Annotated in this window: 22 protein-coding genes and 2 pseudogenes; 3 read left to right on the forward strand and 21 right to left on the reverse strand. The window is 51.1% G+C overall.

Going from position 1 to position 25179, the window contains the following annotated elements; all coding sequences use genetic code 11:
- Positions 1-140: 140 nt before the first annotated feature.
- A complete protein-coding gene (locus ACI77B_RS00775; protein WP_409336929.1) occupies positions 141-269 on the forward strand; it encodes a hypothetical protein in 129 nt (42 codons plus the stop codon).
- A gap of 226 nt (positions 270-495) precedes the next feature.
- On the forward strand, positions 496-1881 hold the full coding sequence (locus tag ACI77B_RS00780) for a TrpB-like pyridoxal phosphate-dependent enzyme (RefSeq protein ID WP_409336930.1): 1386 nt from the start codon (positions 496-498) through the stop codon (positions 1879-1881).
- 353 nt (positions 1882-2234) lie between these two features.
- Here the strand turns inward: ACI77B_RS00780 and ACI77B_RS00785 are convergent, their stop codons facing one another.
- From ACI77B_RS00785 to ACI77B_RS00820, 8 genes and pseudogenes are all read right to left on the reverse strand, one after another.
- On the reverse strand, positions 2235-3575 hold the full coding sequence (locus ACI77B_RS00785; RefSeq protein WP_409337673.1) for an aspartate kinase: 1341 nt from the start codon (positions 3573-3575) through the stop codon (positions 2235-2237).
- A 24-nt stretch (positions 3576-3599) separates the two neighbouring features.
- Positions 3600-4511: pseudogene (metA, locus tag ACI77B_RS00790) on the reverse strand (homoserine O-acetyltransferase MetA); the annotation flags it as partial.
- Between the two features lie 272 nt (positions 4512-4783).
- Positions 4784-7552 (reverse strand): SbcC/MukB-like Walker B domain-containing protein, encoded by a 2769-nt coding sequence (locus ACI77B_RS00795; RefSeq protein ID WP_409337674.1) that lies wholly within the window; start codon positions 7550-7552, stop codon positions 4784-4786.
- Positions 7553-7700: 148 nt separating this feature from the next.
- A pseudogene (locus ACI77B_RS00800) lies at positions 7701-8765 on the reverse strand (exonuclease SbcCD subunit D); the annotation flags it as partial.
- Entirely contained in the window at positions 8762-9103 is a 342-nt protein-coding gene (locus ACI77B_RS00805) for a GIY-YIG nuclease family protein (RefSeq protein WP_409336931.1), read from the reverse strand. The gene ACI77B_RS00805 and the pseudogene ACI77B_RS00800, both read right to left, overlap by 4 nt.
- Positions 9104-9114: 11 nt before the next feature.
- Positions 9115-10086 carry a GTP-binding protein gene (locus tag ACI77B_RS00810; RefSeq protein WP_409336932.1) on the reverse strand — a complete coding sequence of 324 codons (972 nt, stop codon included), beginning with the start codon at positions 10084-10086 and terminating at the stop codon, positions 9115-9117.
- 141 nt (positions 10087-10227) lie between these two features.
- A complete protein-coding gene (locus ACI77B_RS00815; protein WP_409336933.1) occupies positions 10228-11316 on the reverse strand; it encodes a GTP-binding protein in 1089 nt (362 codons plus the stop codon).
- A 185-nt stretch (positions 11317-11501) separates the two neighbouring features.
- Positions 11502-12101 (reverse strand): DUF1836 domain-containing protein, encoded by a 600-nt coding sequence (locus ACI77B_RS00820; protein ID WP_409336934.1) that lies wholly within the window; start codon positions 12099-12101, stop codon positions 11502-11504.
- A gap of 256 nt (positions 12102-12357) precedes the next feature.
- Between ACI77B_RS00820 and ACI77B_RS00825 the strand changes: the two genes are divergently transcribed.
- Positions 12358-13086, forward strand: coding sequence for an SGNH/GDSL hydrolase family protein (locus tag ACI77B_RS00825; RefSeq protein WP_409336935.1), 729 nt, complete (start codon positions 12358-12360; stop codon positions 13084-13086).
- Between the two features lie 31 nt (positions 13087-13117).
- On the opposite strand, the gene ACI77B_RS00830 is transcribed toward ACI77B_RS00825, so the two are convergent.
- The 13 genes from ACI77B_RS00830 to ACI77B_RS00890 form a co-directional block, all read right to left on the reverse strand.
- Positions 13118-13870 (reverse strand): regulatory protein RecX, encoded by a 753-nt coding sequence (locus ACI77B_RS00830; RefSeq protein WP_409336936.1) that lies wholly within the window; start codon positions 13868-13870, stop codon positions 13118-13120.
- 2 nt (positions 13871-13872) lie between these two features.
- Entirely contained in the window at positions 13873-14469 is a 597-nt protein-coding gene (locus ACI77B_RS00835; protein ID WP_409336937.1) for a 4'-phosphopantetheinyl transferase family protein, read from the reverse strand.
- 94 nt (positions 14470-14563) lie between these two features.
- Positions 14564-14890, reverse strand: a complete 327-nt coding sequence (locus ACI77B_RS00840; RefSeq protein ID WP_409336938.1) for a YerC/YecD family TrpR-related protein — start codon at positions 14888-14890, stop codon at positions 14564-14566.
- A 251-nt stretch (positions 14891-15141) separates the two neighbouring features.
- Positions 15142-16308 (reverse strand): S41 family peptidase, encoded by a 1167-nt coding sequence (locus ACI77B_RS00845; RefSeq protein WP_409336939.1) that lies wholly within the window; start codon positions 16306-16308, stop codon positions 15142-15144.
- 89 nt (positions 16309-16397) lie between these two features.
- Complete coding sequence (recJ, locus tag ACI77B_RS00850; protein ID WP_409336940.1) at positions 16398-18047, reverse strand: single-stranded-DNA-specific exonuclease RecJ; 1650 nt, start codon at positions 18045-18047, stop codon at positions 16398-16400.
- Positions 18048-18064: 17 nt separating this feature from the next.
- On the reverse strand, positions 18065-19132 hold the full coding sequence (locus ACI77B_RS00855) for a murein hydrolase activator EnvC family protein (RefSeq protein ID WP_409336941.1): 1068 nt from the start codon (positions 19130-19132) through the stop codon (positions 18065-18067).
- Positions 19133-19144: 12 nt separating this feature from the next.
- The gene (ftsX, locus tag ACI77B_RS00860) at positions 19145-20035 is read right to left on the reverse strand and encodes a permease-like cell division protein FtsX (protein ID WP_409336942.1); all 891 of its coding nucleotides are present in this window, start codon (positions 20033-20035) and stop codon (positions 19145-19147) included.
- Positions 20028-20741 carry a cell division ATP-binding protein FtsE gene (gene ftsE / locus ACI77B_RS00865; protein ID WP_409336943.1) on the reverse strand — a complete coding sequence of 238 codons (714 nt, stop codon included), beginning with the start codon at positions 20739-20741 and terminating at the stop codon, positions 20028-20030. The genes ftsX and ftsE overlap by 8 nt, the downstream gene beginning before the upstream one ends.
- Positions 20742-20865: 124 nt before the next feature.
- Positions 20866-21654, reverse strand: a complete 789-nt coding sequence (locus ACI77B_RS00870) for a hypothetical protein (protein WP_409336944.1) — start codon at positions 21652-21654, stop codon at positions 20866-20868.
- Between the two features lie 301 nt (positions 21655-21955).
- Positions 21956-22885, reverse strand: a complete 930-nt coding sequence (locus ACI77B_RS00875; RefSeq protein ID WP_409336945.1) for a transketolase family protein — start codon at positions 22883-22885, stop codon at positions 21956-21958.
- Entirely contained in the window at positions 22885-23712 is an 828-nt protein-coding gene (locus ACI77B_RS00880) for a transketolase (RefSeq protein WP_409336946.1), read from the reverse strand. Before ACI77B_RS00880 ends, ACI77B_RS00875 begins: the two co-directional genes overlap by 1 nt.
- Before the next feature lie 82 nt (positions 23713-23794).
- On the reverse strand, positions 23795-24727 hold the full coding sequence (locus ACI77B_RS00885; RefSeq protein WP_409336947.1) for an NAD(P)H-hydrate dehydratase: 933 nt from the start codon (positions 24725-24727) through the stop codon (positions 23795-23797).
- Between the two features lie 99 nt (positions 24728-24826).
- Positions 24827-25153 carry a hypothetical protein gene (locus ACI77B_RS00890; RefSeq protein WP_409336948.1) on the reverse strand — a complete coding sequence of 109 codons (327 nt, stop codon included), beginning with the start codon at positions 25151-25153 and terminating at the stop codon, positions 24827-24829.
- Positions 25154-25179: the final 26 nt, after the last annotated feature.

Consider the following 25179-nt stretch of genomic DNA (forward strand, 5'->3'; position numbering starts at 1 on the left):
ACGTTTTATTATACCATTCTATTCCGACAACTTCCACTGGGCCGCCATAGTCATTCTGAACAAACTTTTTCTCATTTTTTGTGTTGACAAACAGAAAATCCGATGCTATGATGTGACCAACAGTTGAAAACAAACCGTTGATGAAGAGCAAGTACGCATGGATGCTGATCTTTCAGAGAGCTGCCGATGGTGGAATGGCAGCAGACACAGACTGTGCGGAATGGGCTTCGGAGGGCGAGCTGAACGGCAGACTTCAGTCTGTTATGTAGGCGAGACGGAGAATAAACTCCGTAACCAAATGCAGCATATGATGGTATGCTTTGAGAGGACGCGCAAGCGTCAAGCCGGGTGGCACCGCAAGAGATCATTATTCTCCTGTCCCAGCAGTTCGCATGTTGGGGACAGGAGTTTTTTCTTGGGAAGAATGCCCTTTGTCGTGCGAACACCATCGATATGTAAACGATTCTACAGATTGTAAATGGAGGACAAAAAACAATGAGCAAGAACATCCCATACAGAATTTACCTGACTGAAGACGAAGTGCCAAAGTATTATTACAACCTGCGCGCAGATATGCCGACCAAGCCGGCGCCTCTCCTGAACCCGGGAACACACGAACCGCTCAAGGTGGAAGATCTGGAACCGATTTTCTGCACCGAGCTGGCAAAACAGGAACTGGACAATGACACACGTCTGATCGAGATTCCTGATGAAGTCAGAGAATATTACAAGACTTACCGTCCGGCACCGCTGATGAGAGCCTATGCGCTCGAGAAAGCACTTGACACGCCGGCTGAGATTTATTACAAGTTCGAAGGAAACAACACGAGCGGAAGCCACAAGCTGAATTCCGCCATTGCGCAGGCCTACTACGCAAAACAGCAGGGCCTGAAGGGCGTCACTACAGAGACTGGTGCCGGCCAGTGGGGTACAGCGCTGTCCATGGCATGCGCACATTTTGGTCTGGACTGCCGCGTTTATATGGTTAAGGTTTCTTACGAACAGAAAGCCTACAGAAGAGAGGTTATGCGCACGTACGGAGCAAATGTAACGCCTTCCCCGTCCGACACGACAGAAGTCGGCAGACAGATTCTGAAGGAGCATCCGGGAACAGGCGGATCCCTGGGATGCGCAATTTCCGAAGCCGTTGAGGTTGCTACCCACAATCCTGGATACCGCTACGTTCTGGGAAGCGTGCTGAACCAGGTTCTCCTGCACCAGAGCATTATCGGCCTGGAATGCAAGACCGCCATGGATAAATACGACATCAAGCCGGACATCATCATCGGCTGCTGCGGAGGCGGATCCAACTTCGGCGGACTGATTGCGCCGTTCATGGGCGAGAAACTGACCGGAAAGGCAGATTACCAGTTCATCGGTGTTGAGCCGAAGTCCTGCCCAAGCTTCACCAGAGGCGAATACCGCTACGACTTCTGCGACACCGGACGCGTTACCCCGCTCGCAAAGATGTATACATTAGGAAACGGATTCATCCCGTCCGCAAACCACGCCGGCGGACTCCGCTATCACGGCGACAGCAGCATTCTGTCTGAACTCTACCATGAGGGCATGTTCGACGCCGTTGCCTACGAGCAGACAGAAGTCTTCAAGGCCGCAGAATTCTTTGCCAGAACAGAGGGACTGCTCCCTGCTCCGGAATCCAGCCACGCCATCAAGGGCGCCATCGATCAGGCACTGAAGTGCAAAGAGACCGGCGAGAAGAAGGTCATCCTCTTCGGCCTGACCGGAACCGGATACTTCGACATGACTGCATACCAGCAGTACAATGACGGAACCATGACCGACACCATCCCGACAGACGCAGATCTGCAGAAGGGATTCGACTACATTCCGGACTTCCCGGGAAATGAGGCCGAGTAGTCTCTAACAAAAGATCCGTCCGTAAAGGGGTACAATGATCTGGACGAACTTATTGCAGACCTGAAAGCATGAGAACAACCAAATATACAGTAAAGTATACCAGGCAGTTCAAAAGGGATTTCAAACTAGCAATAAGAACCCCACCCATCCACGACGCTGAAGCGTCGGGCGGGTGCCCGGGAACCTTGTTGTCGTCTAACGGCCAGACAATAAGAACCCCACCCTTCCACGACGCTGAAGCGTCGGGCGGGTACCCGGGAACCTTGTTGCCGTCTGACGAATAGACAGTAAAACCGGGACACAGACTGATCAACGCCTGCGTCCCGGTTTTTTCTGTTATTATTATTCTGCTATTATTCCACCGGCTTTGAAACGCAGGTGATGAACTCCTGATAGACGGCGCGGATGGCGTGTTTATACTCTTCTTCATCGATGCCGACGGTGATGCTGATGCTGTCGCTGCCGTAATCAATGAAGCGGATGTTGATCTTCTCCCGGGACAGCGCGTCGAACATCTTTACGCTGACTCCCGGCGCGGAAGCGATTTTTCTTCCGACTACCGCGAGCAGGGCCAGACTGCCCTTTATTTCAACGGAGGATGCGCCGGTTCCTTCGCAGAGCGCAGCTTTCAGGGCATCTTCCTTGCCGCGGAGGGTTTTTTCCTCAACGACCAGTTCGACGGAATCAACGCCGGTGCTGCGTTTTTCCACCTTGATCTTCTGCTCGCTTAGAACGTTAGCGAGCCTGATCTGGAACTGCGGATCTTCATTCAGTTTCTCTTTCACGATGGAAATGACTGCATAGCCCTTCTTTCCGGAAATCCCGGAAACGTCCAGCACCTGCTTATAGTAGCTGGCCTTGCTGACGATCAGTGTGCCCGGCTCTTCCGGCTCGTTGGTGCTCTTGATATTGATTGGAATGCCCTTCTTTCTGACTGGATAGACAGCATCTTCATGAAGAACTTCTGCGCCCATCAGAGACAGGGATCTGAGCTCCTTATAGGTGATTACCGGAACGGCAAGCGGCTTGTCAACAATGCGCGGATCGGCCATCAGAAGTCCCGGAACATCGGTCCAGTTTTCATAGAGGTCTGCGCCGACTGCTGCCGCGACAAGGGATCCGGTGATGTCGGAACCTCCTCGGGAGAAGGTGTGTGTGACGCCGTTTGCGTAGGCTCCGTAGAAGCCCGGAATGACAGCATGCTCATGTTTTGACAGTTCTTCCCGGAGATTCTTTTCCGTCTCTTCGACATTCAGTTTTCCATCATAATTGAATACGATCATCTGCGCGGAATCGACGAAGTCATATCCCAGATAGGCAGCCATCAATTGGGCGCACAGGTATTCGCCTCTGCTCTTCAGATACTGGATTCCGGCTCCGGCCTTGAAGTTTTTCCGAATCTGCTCCACCTGGCCTTCTGCGTCAAATTCCACACCCAGGTCATCGGCGATTTTCCGGAAACGCTTTTCCACCTCTGCCATGTTATTCACCAGAAGATGCGGTGCATCGGAACTCTGGATCAGAAGATCGGTAACCTTGGTATCGCCGCTGAATCTTCTGCCCGGCGCGGATACGATCACGTAACGGCGCGCCGGATCCGCATCCACGATTGCCTTGACCTTCTTAAACTGGCCTGCGTCCGCAACGGATGAACCGCCGAACTTGCAGACGGAAAGCTCTGCCTTCTGCGGCATGACCTTCTCCAGATCCTCTTCATGAATCTGATGAATATCAAACGGCGTGCTCTGGTAAACAAAGTAGTTCAGCCAGTTGGAATAGAGCAGATTGGCGCAGGACCTCCAGCGGACAATCGGTTCTTTCGTATCATCGTCATCCGGGAAATAGTGTTCCGGAACATTCGGATTCAGACCTGCGGCCTTGTCTCTTTCATATTCTTTTTTCAATGTATCTGCGTCATATTCAGAATGTCCCATCACAAAAATCTGGCGGTCGTTCTCTGACTTTACACAGAAGACCCCGGCCTCATCAGAACTTGCAATGATTTTCAGCTCCGGAACCTTTTCGATGTCTTCTCTGTACACCGTCGTGTTTCTGGAGTGCGGTACATAAAATTCATCGTCAAATCCTCTGAACAGCATTCCCTTTTTATAGTCCAGATGGTGAAGATAAACGCCGGACAGCTTTTCATCCAGAACGTGTTTCTGAATGCCGTAGTGGTAATACAGACCGGCCTGCGCGCCCCAGCAGATATGGAAGGTGCAGTGAACGTGCGTCTTGGTCCACTCCATGATTTCACAGAGCTCATCCCAGTAATCCACCTCTTCAAACGGCATCAATTCAATCGGAGCGCCCGTAATGATCATTCCATCGTAATACTGGTCTTTTACTTCATTAAATGTCTTATAAAAGGCGAGCATGTGCTCCTGGCTCGTCACATGGGTATGATGGGTCGTCGTCTGCAGAAGATCCAGCTCAATCTGCAGGGGCGTATTTCCCAGAAGCCTGGTAAGCTGCGTCTCCGTTTCTATTTTCTTCGGCATCAGATTCAGAAGGATGATATGCAGCGGACGGATGTCCTGCGTCATCGCACGGGAATCCGTCATGACGAACACGTTTTCCCGCGTCAGCGCTTCTACAGCTGGTAAATTATTCGGTACTTTAATCGGCATTGTCTTCCTCCTGCATCCTGCCTTTTCCGGCAGAAATTTTCTACTCCTGTAATTTCAGCGGACAATAACCTGCACGGACCGGACTGCGTCCATGGCCCGCGTTACTGTCCCGATGCGGCGCAGCAGCTGAGAATATTCTTTCCCATCTGCCGCTTCCGCGTATTTAATGTACATGAACTAATTATACACCAATTTTTTCAACTATGAAACAAGATTGGCGGACAAATCCGTCTTTCTCCGCCTGCCTGCGCCGGAAGGGAAAGCTCCGCAGCCTATCCCAGCACAATCTCCGCCTGACTTCCCGTCCTGGTCTTCGTCACGACAATCTGCTTGTCAATCTGATCCGCCAGCTGCTGCACGTGGGAAATGATCCCGACGATCCGGTCGTTCTCTGCCAGTGACTGCAGAGCTTTCAGCGCCTGCTGCAGACTTTCGTCATCCAGAGACCCGAATCCCTCATCGACGAACATCGATTCCAGACGGATTCCGCCAGACGCCGACTGAATCTCATCACTGAGCCCGAGCGCCAGCGACAGAGACGCCATAAACTTTTCTCCTCCCGACAGGGTATTTACACTGCGGATGCTTCCGTTGAAATGATCCAGCACATCCAGATCCAGCCCGCTCTGCGACCTGGCATTATCCGCGTGCTTTCTCCGTTTCAGTTCATACTGATTTTCCGTCATGATCAGAAGACGCCGGTTGGCTTTCTGCAGAATCCGGTCAAAATAGTGCATCTGCACATAGGTTTCCAGCTGGACTTTTTCCTTCCCGTTCAGATTTCCATTCACCGTATCCGAAAGATTCTGCAGATCCGACAGCTTCTGCTCCTCCTCTTCCAGCTTTCCCCTGCGGGACTGAATCTCCGCGCAGGCCTTCCGGTTATCCTCCAGACGGTGGAAGAGATTTCCGTAGACATCTCTGAGCTTCTTCTGCTGCCCTGCCGCCTCCTGCTCCTGCATCTTCAGCTGCTTCAGATCCAGAAGCGGACTCTCCTGAAGCTCCTTTTCCAGCTGCTGCATCCGGCTTTTTATCTTCAGAAGAGCATCCTTCTTCTCCTGCAGCGCCTTCTGCGCACTTTCCATCGCAAGGTCCAGCTCCTGCTTCTGCTTTCTGAGCTTCTCCGCAGCCGCCTTCGCCTCATCACCGGATTTATAGGGAAGACTGGCCTGCATCTGGTCAATCTGCGCCCGCAGATTCTTTCCATCCGAGGCCAGCGCAGCAAGCTTTCTCTCCAGTACGGTCTGTGCATCCCCGTCCTGACGCTCTTTCTGTTCCAGTTCCGGGATTTCCTTTTCCAGCTGCTGCTTTTCCTTCAGCTGGGCCTGAAGTTCTTCCCTTTCCTTTTTCCGCGTCTCCTGCTGCGAGGACAAAAGCTGATTCTGCAAGGTAAATGCCTGTTTCCAGCCTCCGGCGTCCCCGTTTTCCAGTGCTCCGCACAGGGCGTCCGGATCCTTGGCCAACTGCATTTTGTCTAATGAAAGAAGCATTCCCTTCCCGCATTCTGCGGAAATTCTGCCGGAAAGATCCCTGCAGATCTGTTTCAATGTGGAAGATTCCTGTTTTGACTTCATCGCTGCATCATATCGGATTTTCTCTTCCTGGTCAGCGGCCTTTTTCAGGCGCTCGACTTCGGCCTGGTCCACGGCGTGTTCGCTCAGCACAGCAGGATGCGGATGGTCCAGGGATCCGCAGACCGGGCAGGGCTCGTTCTCCTTAAGGGATGAAGCCAGAATTCCCGCCTGCTCCATGAGGTAGGCACGGTCTGCGCGGACAGATTTCTGCCTGGCCTCTTCCGCCTTTTTGTCGGCAGTGAGAAACTGCTCTTTTGCAGCATCAGATCTTTTCTTTACATCCTGAAGCTGATCCAAGCCCTTCAGGATTTCTATGATTCTGCCGCTCTGCTGGCTCATGCTTTCTGTCCGGGACCTGCTCTGTTCCAGTTTTTCCGCCGCATTGGACACGGTCATCAGGCGCTCTTTCTTTTTCTGGATGAGCTCCCGGCTCCCCTTCTGGTCCGCCCTGATTTTCTGAAGGGATTTCCGCTCCTTTTTATACTGCTCACGGAGGTCATCGCACTTCAACTTTTTTTCTTCCAGCTGCGGATAGTCGGAAAGACGCGCTTCGATACTGCCGGCCTGCTGAAGAAGACCCGCACCTTTTCCCGCGGCTTCCTTCTGCTTCCGGAAGTTATCTTCCAGCCTTTCCACTTCTTTTTCCGCCTGCTGTGATGCGCGGCGGGACTCTTCCAGTTCCCGCTGTTTTCCGGCAGCATCCCGGGCTGCTGTGAGCTTCTGACGGATTTTCTGAAGCGCGGATTCCGTCTGTTCCTGCTCCTTCTGGTTTTTCGCGATTCTGGCTTCATCCTCCTGAATCAGAAGCTCTGCAAAATGAATCACTTCTTCTGTCATGCAGTTTCCCTCGTGAATCTGTGCAATCTTGTCCTGATATTCCGCGGGACCCTGCAGCATATTGCTGGAGAAACTGATTCTCTCCCTCAGCTGACGGCAGATGACGTTCTGCTTGGAAGCGGCACTCTTTACCATCTGCTGAAACTGCTCATAGGGACGGGTGCCGAATACCCTTCTGAAAATGCTGATTCTCTCCGGGGTCGGCGCAAGGAGAAGTTTTTGGAAATCTCCCTGGGCGATCATGGCAATCTGGGTGAACTGATTCCGGTCGATTCCCATGATTTCCTGAAGTTCACGGTCCACGTCCTTCAATTTTGCGGTTACGCGGCCGTTCGGGTAATGCAGCTCCGCTTCCGGCTTCTGGATCGTGGTTCCGCCTCCGCGTTTTGCCGCACGGACATACTGCGGATTCCTCTTGACCAGGTATTTTTTGCCGCCATAGGAAAATTCCAGCTCTACATAAGTCGGAGTGTCAGCATCGGCGTACTTGGAGCGGAATTCATCGGTTTTTCTGCTGTCCCCGCTGGCTTCTCCGTAAAGCGCATAGGTGATGGCATCGAAAATCGTCGTCTTGCCGGCACCGGTGTCTCCGGAGATCAGGTAGAGACCGCCCTTTCCCAGAGATTCCATGTCCAACTCTGTTTTTCCCGCATATGGTCCGAATGCGGACATCGTCAATTTCAGCGGTCTCATGCCTCTTCACCTCCAAAACTTTTTCCATGCACTGCTCAGCAATTTTCTTCTGCCGTTCGTTCATGTCCTGATTATTCTGCAGCTTGTAGAAATCCTCCAGCAGCTCCTCCGGCGGCTTCTTCTCCGAAGTTTTCTCTCCGGAAATCTCCTGCTGGCTGCGTGTCCTGGCGTTATCATAGTCCAGCCGCATCAGAAGCGGATAGATCAGCCGCAGCTTTCCCAGCGCATCCGGAATGTCGTCTTCGTCCGTCAGCGTGACCCGGACATAGCAGGACTGCAGATTCTCCCGCTCGTAGAATGACTTCTCCGTCACTTCTTCATAAGTTCCCCGGATCTCCTTCAGATCATGCAGCGGAGACAAAGGATGAAGCTGCAAGGAGATATTTCCCTTTTCTTTCAGCTCCACGATCGGGACCGACTTCTCTTTATCGGCCTCGGAAAAGGAGTATTTCAGAGGCGACCCGCTGTAACGTATGTATTCGCCTCTGGCCTTCTGGGGACGGTGAATATGCCCCAGCGCCGTGTAATCAAAACTCCCGAAATGGTCCGCCTCCACATGATCGATTCCGCCGACAGAAAGGTCTTCCGAATCCGAAGTTTTCGCACCGGTGATGAACTGGTGGGTGAGCAGAACGTTTCTTTTTCCCGGATCCACAGGAAGGCGGCCGATCACGTAAGCAAGTGCCTGGTCATAGCTCTTTACCTGTTCTCGCTCCTCCTCATCTTCGATGAAACGGCGTACATGCACCGGCTTCAGAAAGGGCAGCAGCCAGAAATCCACTTCCCCATAGTCATCCTTCAGGGTCACTGGGGAAATATGGCCGTTATAGACGGGAGAAATGTGTACGCCGCTTCTGTCCAGAAGACGCGAAGCGAAGGCCAGACGCTCCGCAGAGTCGTGGTTTCCGCTGATGATCAGCACTTCCTTTCCCATCTCTGAAAGACGGTCCAGAAAGTCGTCAAAAATCGTCACCGCTTCTGCAGGCGGAACGGGTTTATCGTAAACATCTCCTGAAATCAGGACGGCATCGGCCTCTTCCTGCCTGATTATTCCGATGATTTCATCCAAAATATAGCGCTGGTCTTCCATCATGGAAAATCCGTTGACCTGTTTTCCCAGATGAAGATCAGCCAGATGTGCCAGTTTCATACTCTTCTCCGTTTCTTTCTGATGACTGTGTCCGCGCCGGACCGGGAAGCGTCTGTTCCGGCTTCCTCAAGGATTTTTTCCAGATCCTCAGCGGTGATGGAATGCACGAGTTCATCCTTTTCTTCGCGGGAAAGCTTCTTGATCTCCGGCTCACGGATCCTAGCCTCATGGGGATCATCAAAAACTTCCGCATAAACAAGCTGCACCGGAAGATGGGAGCGGGTGTATTTCCCGCCCTTTCCCTTCTGGTGCATATGAATCCGGCGGACCAGATTGTTGGTCCAGCCTGTATAATAGGACCCGTCGCCGCAGCGCAGCATGTAGGTATAATTCTTCATTTTCCGGGCCCCTAGAATGTGGCAACTTCCGGATCGGTCGGCTCGCACGGCGCCAGAGTGTGCACGTAGAGCACTGGTCCTTCTTCCTGATAAATCGGTGTGTACTCGTTCTTTACCGTGAAACGGACCTTGACCCACTCGCCGTTTTTCAGATTCTGCGCCTCGTCGGTCCACTGGCAGAGCAGGCCGGCAAACTGGATATCCTGCACGCAGCAGGTCATGACGTGGCGGCCGAAGACAAACTGGTTTTTCGCCAGGCCTTCACCGACGGCAGCTCTTCCTTTGACACGGAATTCTTTGCCCTCGTACTTCTCCGGATGATCGTTCACATCGCGGTACCACTCAGCGAACCAGTCGTCCTCGATGTTGATGCGGTCCTGAGAAAGATCATAAGGCAGAGGATCCTCCAGATTATCCATGATGACATCATCCGGTCCGAACTCATAAAGGATCTGGGATTTTCTGTTGGCCACGCGCACGATCTTGTGGGCCTGCTTCTGGAAATCCACAAAATTGTCATCTCTGACGCAGCGGTTGAACACGACGAGTTCTGCGCTCTTCAGCTTATCGAATGTCTGCTGGCGCATGTTCTGATTGAACATCAGGAAGGTCCGCGCATCGCAGAAGGTCATTTCCTGGTAGGCAATCCAGGCTTCTGGCATATTCTGATAGAAGGAATCCAGTCCCCACATGCCATTGTATTCCACCACTACGCGCTCGGCCCTGTGTTTCTTCAGAAGCTCGTCCAGATGCTCAGGAGTCAGATCTGATTCCTGCTCAACCTTCTCGATGTAGACGTTCGGGCCGTAGAATTTAGCCGGATGCAGCTCAACTTCTCCCTCTTCACAGAGAAGCAGCAGCGTGCGGTCCTCATTGCTGTTGAAATCCTCGCCTTCCATCGCGTCCTGAATAAATGTCGTCTTGCCGGATCCTAAAAATCCGGTAAACAGATATACCGGTACTTCTTTCATTTCCTGCGGCATGCTTTCCTCCAATCTATTTCTGCAAATGCCATCTGCGTGCCTGTCCCTGTGAATAAAGCAGCAGGCTGCCGGATACCGCGCTGGAAAGCACGGTTCCTCCCCTTCATCCGGGTTCTGCAGCCTGCCTCTTCTTCCGGCCGTTTACAGGCCGAACAGTTCCTTGATGTGATCCTGCTTCAGTCCGACGCCGATTACGCAGACCATGCCGGTTGTCTCCGGATCGCCCTCTCTGACTTCCGGCTCGCCCGGAACGTAGTCAAACTCCAGCCACTGGCCGTCTTCTCCTTCGACGATGCCCTTGGAACGGAGCACCTGTCCGCAGGCCTGATCGTCCTGCAGGCTCTCCAGAGCCTTCTGCAGCTTCTCCTTCGTGAATTTATGGGATGTCTCCACGCCGAACTCATCGAACACCTCATCGGCATCGTGGCCATGGTGATGATGATGGTGGTGATGGTGATGATGCTCATGTTCGTCATGATCGTGATCATCATGGTCATGATGATGCTCATGCTCGTCGTGGTCATGATCCTCGTGGTCATGGTGATGATGCTCATGCTCTTCCGCTTCTTCAGCCTCGTGCTCAGCAAGCTCCCTGTGAGCTTCTTCTCTCAGTCTGTCCAGTTCTGCAGACAGGGTCTTCTTCTTCTCCATGATCTCCAGAATCTTGCTTCCGTCAATCTCGTCCCACGGAGTCGTTACGATGGATGCATCCTGATTCAGCTCTCTCAGCAGGGAAACACACTCATCCAGCTGATCCTGGCTCAGTCCGTCCACATGGCTGAGGATGATGGAGCTTGCATTTTCCACCTGATTCTTATAGAACTCACCAAAGTTGTCCAGGTACATCTTACACTTCTTCGCGTCGATGACAGTGGTGAAGCCGTTCAGCTGAAGCTGGTCATTATGCAGATCCTGCACCGCAATGATGACATCAGACAGCTTGCCGACTCCGGACGGCTCGATCAGAATTCTGTCCGGTGTGTACTTTTCCATGATTTCATTCAGAGCTCTCGCAAAATCACCGACCAGTGTGCAGCAGATGCATCCCGCATTCATCTGGTCGATCTGAATTCCCGTGCTGTTCAGGAATCCCTTGTCCACGCCGATCTCACCAAACTCATTCTCGATCAGAACGACCTGTTCACCCTGATAAGCTTCCTTAACCAGTTTTTTAATCAGCGTCGTCTTTCCTGCGCCCAGGAATCCACTGAAAATATCTACTTTTGTCATATTCTCTACCACCTTCATCTGTTTTCACGGAGCATTCCGCTCATTAATACGTCTGCCTCCGCCTCATGGCCGGATGCATCCGCCGTTTCATTTATTCTCTCATCGCGGACAAAGGGGAAAACAGCAAGGGTTCAGCCCTCTGTCACGCATGACATTATACCACAAAGCTTACTATTATAAGCAGATCATTTCTTTGCTTCTTCATCCGGCAGGGTTTTCAGAAGGGTTTTGCAGGCGAGAATCTGGGCGTAGCCGCTGACGGCCATCTGCAGGGCCTGTTTTACTGTTTTTTCCGCGCCGGCTTCCGGATCGATCATTTCCGCCGTCCTGCTGTATTCCTGATCCAGCATGCCGGTAAAATCATTGTAGAAGGACTGAACATCTCTTCCTTTCAGGCATCCCCCGAGGAGTTTTCCGACCTCGTCGACTTTCAGTACCTGTTTTAACAGGCAGATTGCGGTCAGGATGCCAATATGGGTCCGGTTGTAGCGCTTTCCTTTTGCTCTTGGCATGATTCCGCTCTTAATGTAGTTATTTACCATCGAAGAAGTCAGCGTTTCATCTGTATCCGTTAGTTCAAAACCGATATGCTGGCGCTCCATATAGGATTTCAGCTGATCCATATAAAGATCAATGTCCGGAATTCTGTCCCACTGCTCCGGGCGGCTGTGCTCCATCTTCTCCTTTAATTCTGCGGCGGCGTCTTCTGCAGAAGCTTCATCACCGGATCCGCCTTTATCCGCTGCCTGCATGCACTGTATTTTCTCTCTGATATCTTCTACCATGTTGTTTTCTCCTGCTTCATTGTTTATCTGCAGCCCTGCGGCCGGATCCTCTTATCCCGTTTCCTGAACAGAAGATTTCTCCGGCTCTCTGTTATGCCGCTTACCCCTTTATTATTACACATTCTCCTTCTATATTCCAGTATTCTTAAACACTATATAAATACTTATCACTCCATATTGACTTTTTTATATTATATGATATAGTATTCAATACTAGATAGTAAAATATTAGTTCCTATATCAGGGGGTATGACATATGAAAATCACAGTTTGCGGAGATTCCATTACCAAGGGCGTCATCTTTGATGAAGCAAAAGGCCGTTACACCTTTATGAAAAAAAGCGCCATGCATACCCTGCAGAGCATGCTCGGCGCTGTCATAAAAAATGTATCCAAGTTCGGCTGCACGACAGAAAAGGGGCAGAATATTCTGCAGCGCAGCGAAGCGCATGTCGCAGAGTCCGATTTCACCATCCTGGAATACGGCGGAAACGACTGCGATATGCCATGGGACAAGATCGCTGAAAACCCGGATCAGCTTTATGAAGCCAATGTTCCTGAAGATCAGTTCGAAAAGAATTATGAAAAACTGATCATAGAAACACAGAATCTCGGAAGCTCACCGGTGCTGATGAGTCTTCCTCCTCTGGACCAGGACCGCTTCTACAGCTGGGTTTCTTCCCTGGCTGAGAAGAACTGCCCGGATGCAAAGGATAATATTCTGAAGTACCTGGATGGAACGACCGATACCATCTACCTCTGGCAGCAGAAGTATAACGCCATTGTCCTCCATCTTGCGGAAAAGTTCCATCTTCCGCTGATCGACATCCGGAAAGCCTTCCTGAAGCAGGATGATTATAAAGACTATATCAGTATCGACGGTATGCATCCGAACCAGAAGGGCCAGGACCTGATTGCAGAGACCTCCTCTGATTTTTTTCAGGGGCTCTGCCTTCCGTCTGAAGAAGAGATAACTGCGGCGTAGATGCAGGATTGCTGTGCCCGCCGCAGCATCATCATCCGCGTCTTAGTTCATCCAGCAGATCCCAGATCAGACTGCTGGAAAAACCGCGGGCGGAGAGCCTTCTGGCAATCCGCCCGCGTATTTTTTCCGGAACCGGATCATCCATAGTGAGATCTGCCATTCTGAGGACTTTTTCCATTTCTTTTTCTGCCATCGCACGTTCATTGAGATTTCCCTCAAGATCTTCATAATCCATAAATGCTTTCTGCATGTCTTCTTCGGATACGCCTTTCTTTCTCAGTTCTGAGAAGGCTCGTCTGCGGCTTCTGTTCTGGGAAAAGGCATACTGCAGGTATTCCCAGGCGAATTTCCGGTCGTCCAGATAATGATGTGCTTTCAATTCCTTCAGTTCAGCGCTGATTTCCTCATCGCTGTATTCTTTTTGTCTGAGGAACTGCCGGAGTTCTTCCGTGCTCATACTTTTTCTTGCCAGTTTTCTGACGGCGGCTTCGTCGACGGAAGGCTTTTTCTTTTCTTTCGGTTTTTTTCCGGATTTTTCTCCGTGTTTCCTTTTTCCAGTATATGGGTTTTCGGATTTTGTTCTGTTCTGATTTTCATGGGGTTCTCTGGAAAAACCGGTTTTCCGGCAGCGCGGCCTTTCCTTGCGGCTGCCCGTCGGCCAGGTGGTATTTGTCCCGAAAGCGGAAGAATTCTCGTCCAGATCGGCCGCTTCACCCTGCTGTACTTCTTTGATCGTCTCTGGATTTAATTTTCCTTTTTTATATAATTCATCAAGATTAATCATCGTTATTCCTCTGTTTTTACGGCCTGCATGCAGCGGCCGGTCTGATCAACGGTCTTTATGTTCACAGGCGCGTCTGCCTCTTCTCTGCTGCGGAAGCAGAATGCACAGGCTCCGTCAAATTCCGGAATTGTGACATTCTGAAATCCGTATTCCTCTGAATCAGACAGCACCGGAAGCGGAAATGCCTGAAACATGCCGCGTCCCAGAAGTTTTCCCAGGGACTCTTTTCTGGTCCAGATCCGGAAAAACTCCCTTCTGCCGCCTTCCATGACCCTGTCCCGTTCTTCCGGGCGGAAAAATCTTCTGGCGATCCGCTGAAAATCCCGCTCTTCATTCTGCTGTACATCCAGTCCGCAGGGCGAATCGCTGATCAGGCAGTACCAGAAACTTCCGCTGTGTGAAATGGAAAAATACAGAGGAGCGGACACAAATTCCGGCTTTCCCTCCGGAGTTCTGCGGATAGAAAAATCCATTTCCTCACTATGCTTTCCCGGACTTCTGCTGAAATCCTGCGCACAGCTCTGAACCAGCGGATCGCTGTTCTTTCCATGCGGAATATGATGTTTACTTTCTGCCTGAAAAATATACAGTGTATGCATACCTGTTCCTTTCTGCCGGATGCATGAAAAAAGCTGCCTCAGGAATTTCTTCTCTTCAGCAGCAGATATCATGACAAACAGTTTAATGGGGCTGCTATTCAGCCTCTTTCTGTTTTTCTTCCTCTTCTTTTTTCTTCATACGGTCCAGAGCGATTTTATAACCGTCTGCGCCATAGACCAGACATTTATTAATTCTGCTGATCGTTGCCGTTGATGCATTGGTCTGCTTTTCAATTTCATTATAGGTATGGTCCTGTGAAAGCAGCTTTGCAACCTGAAAACGCTGTGAAATTGCGTGCAGCTCATTGATTGTGCAAATGTCTGTAAAGAAGCGGTAGCATTCCTCCCTCGTCTCTAAGGAAAGAATTGCATCGAACAACGCATCATTCTCCTGGCTTTTCAGCTTTGTCTCGAATGCCATAACACATTTTCCTTTCCATTTTATCCGCATCTCCTGAAAAATTGCAGGATGCGGCCACTGTCGTACTTTCCGTCTAATCTCAGCACATTATATTACTTTTACACTTTAAAGTCAAACAGCGAATACAAGTTTTCTCCGATAAAGAAGCTTTCCTTTCCCCTCTGTCACATTTTCAATAGACGACCGATATTTTCCGGATGGAAGTTTTGTGCGCCGGCACATGAATAGCGCTGCATTCACGCAACTCCCGTTTATTTTTCCAGTTCGGAAATGGCCCGTTCCAGCTGCCGGTCACTGCTTCCGGATCCCTGACGGACGGTAATGTCCGGCGTAATGCCTTTTTCGTTGATCTTTTTTCCATTCGGCGTGTAATACTGCATCACCGTCAAACGGATAGCCGAGCCGTCCTTTAAATGATATTCACTCTGCACGACACCCTTTCCGTAGGTTCTGGTCCCGATCAGTTTTCCTCCGTGGTTGTCCTGAATCGCAGCCGCCGCAATTTCAGCGGAACTTGCTGTCTGTCCGTTGACCAGAACGACGTACTTCAGCTTGGTGCATGTCTCATCGGAATTATAGTATTTTCTGGAGCCGCTGCCTTTCTTCATGCTCGTAATCGTGCAGGCGGGAAGCAGCTGGTCAGCGGTTTTTATGCTCTGACTGGTATAGCCTCCACCATTTCCCCGGAGATCAATGATCAGTCCTTTCACGCCCCGGTCTTCCATCGAAGAGAGTTCTGTCTGAAACTCTGATGCCGTATCTTTCTGAAAGGCGGAGATCCAGATATATCCGATATGATGACGCAGCACAGCACTCGTTACAGAATCCCCGGATACATCACCGCGGATAACGGTAACGGATTTCTTCTCTGTTCCTCTCTGAATCAGAAGTTTCAGAGAAGAACCCGTCTTTCCGCGCAGAAGTTTTGCCGTTCCGCTGATCGTCCGGCTGGCTTTTCCATTCACCTGGAGAATGACATCTCCCTGCTTCAGTCCGGCTGACCGCGCGGGACTTTTATCCATGATCCTGGAAATCCTCACACGCCCGCCGGATTCTTCCAGAACAGCACCGATTCCGCTGTAGGAACCGCTCAGACGTCCGTCAAATATTTTGGTCTCTTCTGGTGTCATGTAAACCGAGTACGGATCCCCGCAGCTCTTCAGAAGCGCCGTGTACAGCGCATTCATCTGCTTGTTCGCACTGACATAGTTCAGCGAATGTTTCTGCAGCAGATTCTGCATTTTCCAGAGTTTGCTGTAACGCTTGTCTATGGCCTCCAGCCGCTTGTATTCTTTCGCGGGGATCAGCCTCATGCCTGAAGAACTGAGGAAAGTAAAATATACCGCGGTCGTCAGTATCACTCCGACAAGAACGCCGGCTGCCACTGCCGCAATTAGTTTTATTCTTGTTGTTTTCATCGTTGACTTTCTGCACGATTTCTGAAATCGCCACTCTTTCGTGCCGTCTTTTCTGTTTCCGGAAGCTGCGGTTTCCGCCGCCGCTTCTGCTAAAACGGCGGATGGATATCCTCCACCACCATCTTCAGCTGATGATTTCCCTGCCATTCATCATCCTGAAGCCTTCCGACAATTTCCGCCGGCTGCCCGGCTGTGCTCTGGATTTCTTTTTCCAGTCTCCTCACATCATGAAAAGCGATGCAGGAGAGCTTGTGAAACTCCGGCATGGCAGCCTGAAAACGGAGATACTGTCCGCGGTCTCCCATATGAGAGACATGTTCAATTCTGCCTTCTACAGCAGTCATCGGCTGCTCATTTTCACAGCCGCAAGGCTCCAGAAGTTCCATCTGATGAACCAGATCCAGCGATGCGTCCTGCGCGCTGAGACGCAGATCCGGCATGATTCTCTTAACAAAAATTTCCGGATGTTCCGCCCGGATCGCCCGGGTTCTCTGATTCAGATTTCTCCGGAATTCATCCAGATACTCTGGTTTAAGTGTAAACCCGCATGCCGCCGCATGTCCACCAAAAGTCGTAAACATCTCTTTCTGTTCATTCAGCAGATCAAAAAGATTCAGACCGTCAATGCACCTGCCGGTTCCTTTCAGCATACCGTTTGCTTCTTTTGTGACAATCACCGTCGGTTTATACAGAAGCTCCTTGATTTTTCCCGCGGCAATTCCGGCAACCCCCTCCCAGTTTCCCTGGACATCGATAACCAGAAAATCATCTCCGGAGAGACGCTCGGAAACAATCTGCATAGCCTGTTCAAACACTTCCTGCTGCTGTTCTTTTCTCAGTGCGTTGCACTCCGCAAGTTCAGATGCTCTCTGCCGCATCAGGTCTTCGTCCTCTGTCAGAAACAGGGATGCCGCAATTTCCGCATGCTTTACTCTTCCTGCCGCATTGATATGAGGCCCGATGATGTAGGCAATCTGTTCTGCGGTGACCGTTCTGCCATGCAGATGCGCAGCATCCATCAGAGCCTGCAGACTGCGCCGGCTTCCTGTATTGATCACGCGCAGGCCGTATTTTACCAGGGTGCGGTTTTCATCTTTCAGGGGCACAATATCCGCAACGGTGCCGATCGCCACCAGATCCAGCGTCCTGGTAAGAATACGCTTTGGCAGCCCGGCAGCGCTGATCAGAGCCTGCGCCAGTTTGAACGCCACTCCGCATCCGGCAAGATCAGAGAAGGGATACGGACAGGTTTTCTGATGCGGATTGATCAGAATTCCGGGCGCCGGATTTTCCGGTACAGTATGGTGGTCGGTAATAACAACATCCATGCCAAGTTCCCTGGCATAGAGCACCTCTTCAGGCGCAGCTGTTCCTGTATCGACGGTAATCAGCAGTTCCGCCCCTTCTTCCCGGATCTTTTTCAGGGCCGGTTTATTCAGACCGTAACCCTCTCCGAACCGTGAAGGAATATAGTGCATCAGATTATCTGTCAGATGGGAAAGAACTTCTGTCAGAATTACCGTTGATGTTACGCCGTCTGCATCATAATCTCCGTAGATGCAGATCTTTTTATTCTCATTGACTGCTGACAATATTAAATCCACTCCCTCTCTCATATTCAGGAGAAGGAATGGATCATAGCTTTTCTGCGGACTGTCCGAGAGAAATTCCTGAATGTCTTCTTCGGTCTCAATTCCGCGTTTATGCAGCAGTTCTATCAGTTTCGGATGTAATTGCATAGAACTCCTTTTTTCTGTTACGATAAGTATTTTCTCGGGTTGACCGGGGTACCGTTTTTCTGCACCTCAAAGTGGCAGTGAACGCCCGTGCTGAATCCTGTCGATCCCGCCTTGGCGATAACGTCACCCTTCCTCACTTTGTCCCCGACACTGACGCACAGGCTGCTGTTATGTCCGTACAGGGTCACCAGGCCGTTTCCGTGACTGATGGCAACACAATTTCCATATCCGCCGTAGGTCCCGGCGATAATGACTGTCCCGGATGCCGCAGCATGAATCGCCGTTCCGTAGCTGACGCCGATATCCATGCCCGTATGAGCGGTGGAATACGGATCCCAGGAACGTTTGGTTCCGAATTCTGTAGTAATCGTTCCCGTGCACGGCCATGCGAGTGAACCGTCTCCGGACACATAAGAAGAATTCGATGACGAACTGCCGGCTTCGGCGAGCTTCGCCTCCAGCTTCTTCTCCATCCTGCTTTCTTTTGATTTCAGCTTAGAATACTGTGCCTTGAGCTGAGACTGCTCGCTCTTCATCTCTTTTTGCTCTTTCTGCAGCTCTGCCTGTTTATCTTCCAGATCGCTCTTCTGCTGCTTCAGAGATTCCTGACGGTCTGACAGATCTTTCTTCTGCGACTTGATCTCGTCCAGCGCCTTCTGATCACTGGTATAAATTTTCTTGACCAGCTCGGCATTGGAAACCACTTCACTGAAACTCTTCGAATTCAGAATAATATCCATGTAACCGACTGCTCCGGTTTTATACATTGCGCGTACACGAAGTCCCAGCTTCTCCTTGCGGTCTGCCATCTTTTTCTTTGTGGCTTCCATTTCTTTCTGAGACTTCTGGTATGCTGCTTCTTTCTGATCTATCTGTTTCTGGAGTTTTTTAATGGACTTTTCCTGCTTTTCTATTTTTGCCGCAGTCTTATTCATCTGGCTGTAGACATCCGCCTTCTTTGAACGCACCGAACTCAGCGATGACGCATAGGACGATGTCTGCGCCGGAATAAAAGTCAGTACAAGTGCCGCCGCAACAGCCGCTGCAGCAGCCTTTTTCAGTACTCCATGAATATCCGCTTTCATAAATCCTCCTCATCACACTTCCAGGAAACGCCGCATGGAAATAATACTTCCGCAGGCACCGATTCCGATTCCCAGGGCAAGGAATATCACGACAAGATTACCGCAGAGATAACCAGCCGGAACCAGAGGTGATCCCAGCATCGTCATCAGCTTCACTCCTGCTTTTGCGACCAGTTTCCCGTAGAAGAGATAGGTGATTCCGGACGATATCAGAGCGGATATAATGCCGATCACGATTCCCTCCACCAGGAATGGTCCCCGGATAAACCAGTTCGTCGCGCCGACCACCTTCATAATTTCAATTTCCCGCGCCCTTGCAAACACCGTCAGTTTGATCGTGTTTGAAACAACAACAATGGAAACCACCACCAGGAAAAGCATGATCACCAGCGCGCCGATCTGTATCGTATTGGTAATTTTCGTGACTTTATCTATCGTTTGTTTATAGTAAGTTGTGTTCTCAACGCCCTTATTCTTAACTGCCGTCTTGTTTACTGTGTTTGCCGCGCTCAGATTGCTGACCTTTACCAGCACTGAATTCGGCAGAGGATTGCTTCCCAGCGAGTTCAGAAGATATCCGCTGTCTCCCCAGCGTTTTTTCATGATCTTCATCGCCTGATCCTTGGTCCTGTAGGTCACTTTAGACACGCCCTTCAGGTTTTTCAGCTCCTCCATGATCTGTGCCGCCTGCGCCTCGGTCGTGCTGTCTTTGAGGTAAACTTCCACCGTATCATAATCGGATTTCACTACTTCGGTAAACACGTTCACATTGACCGAAAGAATGAAAAACAAACCCAGAATCAGCATCATCGCCGTAATCGCAAAGACGGAAGCTGCACTCATTCCCTTATTTCTTCCGATCTGCTGCAGCGCCTGTTTCAGGTTGTAAAGCACTCTACGCATGACTGCGGCCTCCCTTCCTATCTGCTTTTTCACGGAAGCCGTACGAACCGAAACCGTCTCTGACGATACTGCCGTGGTCGATGGCAACGACGCGCTTATTCCAGCGGTTGACGATGTCCTTCGCATGGGTGACCATGACCACCGTCGTTCCGCTCATATTGATCGTGTCCAGAAGATGCATAATATCATCTGCCGTCTTCGGGTCCAGATTTCCGGTCGGCTCATCAGCGATAACCACCCGCGGGCTGTTTACAATCGCTCTGGCAATCGCGACTCTCTGCTGTTCTCCTGCAGAAAGTTCCTGTGGATACCGGTCACGTTTATCCTCAATGCCGACCATTTTCAGCACTTCCGGGACCCTGCGCTTTATCGTCTTCGGACTTTTATGTAAAATTTCCATCGCAAATGCGACATTTTCAAAAACTGTCTTTTTTGGCAGGAGACGGAAATCCTGAAATACCATTCCGACCTTCCGCCTTAACTGCGGCACTTCCCGGCTGCTCAGCTGATCCACCCGGTAATCTCCGACCTGAATCTCACCTTCGTCTGCATCGAGTTCCTTGACAATCAGTTTGATAAATGTTGATTTTCCGGCACCGCTCGGGCCCACAAGAAAAACAAACTCTCCGTCATCAATATTCAGACTGACGTCTTTAAGGCCGATATTTCCGTCATATGTTTTGGTTACATGCTTAAATGTAATCATAAATGGCTGTTCTCCTTAAAAATTACTAAATTTAATTCTAACATACCGCATTTTTATTTTAAACCCTTAAGACATCTTAAGAACCGTTTTTCTTGTGTGTATTCTGTGAAGTCTGGCTGAATCTTCACTTCGCGGCCGCAATCCATTCCAATTCGCTGAACATATCCTGAAATACCGGCTGAAATGCCTCTCTTATTTTCTGATTTTCCCAGTGAAGTCTGCAGCAGTATTCATTCTGACAAAAGCAGTCCCGGCCAAGATCGTCCACCCAGAAAATCCTCCGGCTCATGAGAAACCTGCGCATCTGCCGGCGGCTCACTGAACTGCACATCCGGTTCACCAGCCAGAAGACCTGCACTTTTCCTTCATTTTCCAGTGCTTTCATCTTTCTGAACACGGGCATACCTGCTTCAAGCCTCGAAGGGAGCGGGTCCACCAGAACCAGCACCGCATCAAAATCCCGTAAATATGGGAACCAGCTTTCATCGCCGCTGAGACAGTCAAAAACCGCATATTCTGCCCGCATTCCATGACGGATCAGTCTTCCCCGCATAGTTTCCGTAAACGCTGCACAATGATCCCTGCTTTCCGGCGGCGCCAGAATCCAGCTGACCCCCATCTCCAGATTCGGATTCCCGGAAATCGCCTTGTCGTCTGCAAGAAGAGAATATACATCCTGAAAGCTTCTTCCCCGGAAGCGCTCAGAAAAGGCCGCCGCCTCATAAAGAAGCGGTCTCCCCGGCTCTGGAGCCGCACATTCCGTATATCTGACTTCCAGCCCCTGTTCCGCCAGAAACATAGCTGCAGAAGAAGCCGCTGCTGTCACCCCGCTTCCTCTGCATAATCCGGTTACCCCCAAAAGATGCCCCGGCGCCGTCTCTTCCCGTTTTTCCCTGATGAACAATCTCTCCACTCCCTGCACCTCCTCAAGAACAGGCTATCACAGCCAGCGGTGTCGAAACAATCAAGGAATTTCGGCTTTTTTCGATGAATTTCGATCTTTTTCGCTGTTTTTCGACGTTTTTCCATGCTTTTCAACGCCTTCTGCTCTGCTTCAGACCTGCTGCCGACGGACATTACCCGTTTCCGGACTTTACGGACAGCGGCAGAGCGGCTTTCTCCTTGCGCGGCCAGATTTTGTCCATGCAAAAACCGCACCGGGCATAAAACCCGATGCGGCATCGTTACAAACTTATTCTGATATCGGCGCGGAATTAGTAAATCTCACGAATTGCGTTTACGATATCTGCTGCAGTCATTCCGTACTTCTCGCGCAGCTCATCCGGATTTCCGGACTCGCCGAAGGTGTCGTGCTGTCCGACCATTGCGATTCTGCACGGGCACTTTCTGGCGGTGACTTCTGCGACTGCTCCGCCGAGACCACCGATTACGGAATGCTCTTCCGCCGTGACGATCTTTCCGGTCTCCTGTGCTGCCTTGACGATGATGTCCTCATCCAGCGGCTTCAGGGTGTGAATATCGATAACGCGGACGTCGATTCCTTCTTCTGCCATCTGGGAAGCTGCTTCCATAGCGGAGGCAACCATGATTCCCGTTGCGATGACGGTAACGTCGCGTCCTGGTCTGAGCTGATTGCCCTTACCAAGAGTCAGTTCATCCTTCTCTTCATAGAATACAGGAACTGCTGCGCGTCCCAGACGGATGTAAGCCGGTCCGTCCATTTCTACAGCCTGCTTCAGGAGCTTCTTGGCGCTGACTGCGTCGCACGGGCAGACAACGGTCATGCCCGGAATCGTTCTCATCAGGGCCAGATCCTCAAAAGTCTGATGGCTGGCGCCGTCCGGTCCAACTGTAATTCCTGCGTGTGTTGCGCAGACCTTTACGTTTGCGTGTGTATATCCGATGGAATTGCGGATGATCTCGAATGCTCTTCCAGACGCGAACATCGCGAAACTGGATGCGCAGACGGTCTTTCCGGACAGTGCGAGTCCTGCCGCAGCGCCCATCATATTCTGCTCAGCGATTCCCATATCAAAGAAACGCTCCGGATATGCCTTGGCAAATCCGTTGGTCTTCGTAGAAGCGGAAAGATCGGCATCCAGTACAACCAGATCCGGATTTACCTTTCCCTCTTCAACCAGGAACTCACCGTAAGCGGCTCTTGTTGCAATTTTATCTGCCATTACCATGTACCTCCCAGCTGTTCTACTGCACTCTTTGCTTCTTCCTCGCTCGGCGCCTTGCCGTGCCATCCGGCCTGATCTTCCATGAAGTCAACGCCCTTGCCCTTGATGGTATGCGCGACAATGACCGTCGGCTTGTCTGTGCATGCCTTTGCCTGATCGATCGCATCGAAAATCTCTGTGAAATCGTGACCGTTGATTTCCAGTGTGTTCCAGCCGAAAGCTGCAAACTTGTCTGTAATCGGAGCAACCGTCATGACATCATCATTGCGTCCGTCAATCTGCAGATTGTTCCAGTCTACGAACGCCGTCAGGTTGTTCAGCTTATAATGGCCTGCCGCCATTGCCGCTTCCCAGACAATGCCTTCCTGCAGCTCGCCGTCTCCGAGCAGTACAAAAACTCTCGCGCTGCTCTTATCCAGTTTTCCTGCCATCGCCATGCCGACGCTTGCGGAAAATCCCTGGCCCAGCGATCCGGTTGACATCTCGATTCCCGGAACCTTATGCATGTTCGCATGTCCCTGGAAAGGGCTTCCCAGCTGACGCAGAGACATCATATCCTCAACCGGATAATAGCCTCTCTCGCCAAGTGCGGCATACTGTGCAGGAACTGCATGTCCCTTAGACAGAACGAACTTGTCTCTTCCTTCCATCTTTGGATTCTCCGGATCAATGTTCATCTCACCGAAATACAGCGCCGTAATGATATCCGCCGCAGAAAGGGACCCGCCCGGATGACCGGAGCCTGCGTGATAAATTGCCTTTATCGCATCGACTCTGATCTTAGAGGCAATTCCCTCATAATACTCATTGTCTTTTCTTTTCATGATGGTTCTCTCCTGATCTGTAATGTACAATTGAAAAACTCAACGCATCTATTATACCCGATTTCACAGGCATTGCAATCTTTTACCGCATCTCGTCGAGATTCTCGAACCGTCTCAGCGCATATGGAAGAGCCTGCACCAGATCACTGGCAATCAGGCCGCGCTCCCCCTTTTCCGTGCGCATGATGTCTCCTGCAAGGCCGTGAATAAACACGCCCGAGCATGCCGCCTCCCAGGCTTCCATACCCTGTCCGAGGAAGGATGTGATCACGCCCGTCAGCACATCACCCGCGCCAGCCGTTGCCATTCCCGGATTTCCCGTCGGATTTCTGCGCAGCTCCACGCCTTCCCCTTCAGGACCCGGCGCATATCTGGCCACAAGCGTTCCCGACCCTTTCAGCACAATAATTCTGCCGTAATCCCTGACCAGATCGAAGGCCATTTCATTCCGGTCAGACGGAGCCGTGGCGCCCTCTCGCGTCTCCAGCATGCGCTTTGCTTCTCCCGGATGCGGAGTCATGACGATATCCCCGGTATAGGATGCTGCCATATTTCGGAGATCTTCGTCAGCGGACAAAAGGTTCAGGCCGTCCGCATCCAGCAGCAGCGGCGCCTGTGCCGACAGCAGCACCGTCTTCAGGCGCCGCCTTGAAGCCGCGGACGTCCCCATGCCAGGGCCAAACGCGATTGCATCATAGGAAATTTCTGACACGCCTCTTCCCATACCGCCATCCATAACCGAGCAGGCCTCATCCCACTCTACCGTAATGGCCTCCGGAACGAGGGTCTGGATGACCGGGAAACTCGGCTTCGGCGCGCAGACATAGACCAGGCCTGATCCCGCGCGAAGCGCCGCCTTCGCAGCCAGAACCGCCGCACCCGGCATTCCGTTACCGCCGGCAATAATCAGCACACGGCCGCACTGGCCCTTATGCATCGTATCCGGGCGGCGGTGAATCACGCGCTGCACATCTTCTTCAGTAATCATATCGGGCTCATTCATCTGTACAAACATTCTTCATCCTCCTCCCTTACTATGTTATTCATAATCATTATTGTTCTGATGCATTTCAGGCTGCAGAAGCGTGTTCCCGCGTCCTGCAGCCTGAAATGCCTACATCAGTACTTTAAATAAGATGATCACACCGACCACAACGACTGCAATCAGCAGGTTTCCCCACTTGGACCAGCCTGACCGGAGATCGCCTTGTACTTCCTTCTTTTTCTCTTCATCGGTCAGTGAGTCCCACGGATCTTCCTCACTTCCAGGCAGGACATAATCCGATGCCTTCGGCAGGGGCCGTTTTACATCGGCCTCTTGCTCTTCTATTTTTGTCTGTATATTACTGACCTCCTGCTTATATTCCCGGAGCATCTCTTCCTTACGCTCCTCTCTGAGGGATTCTGCAGGATTCTTACTGTCATTTTCCTTATTCTGCATAGCTCAACAATACTCCTGTTTTCACA

It is taken from the genome of Eubacterium sp. F2, from assembly GCF_046244355.1.
In the GTDB taxonomy this organism is placed as follows: Bacteria; Bacillota; Clostridia; order Peptostreptococcales; family Anaerovoracaceae; genus Aminicella.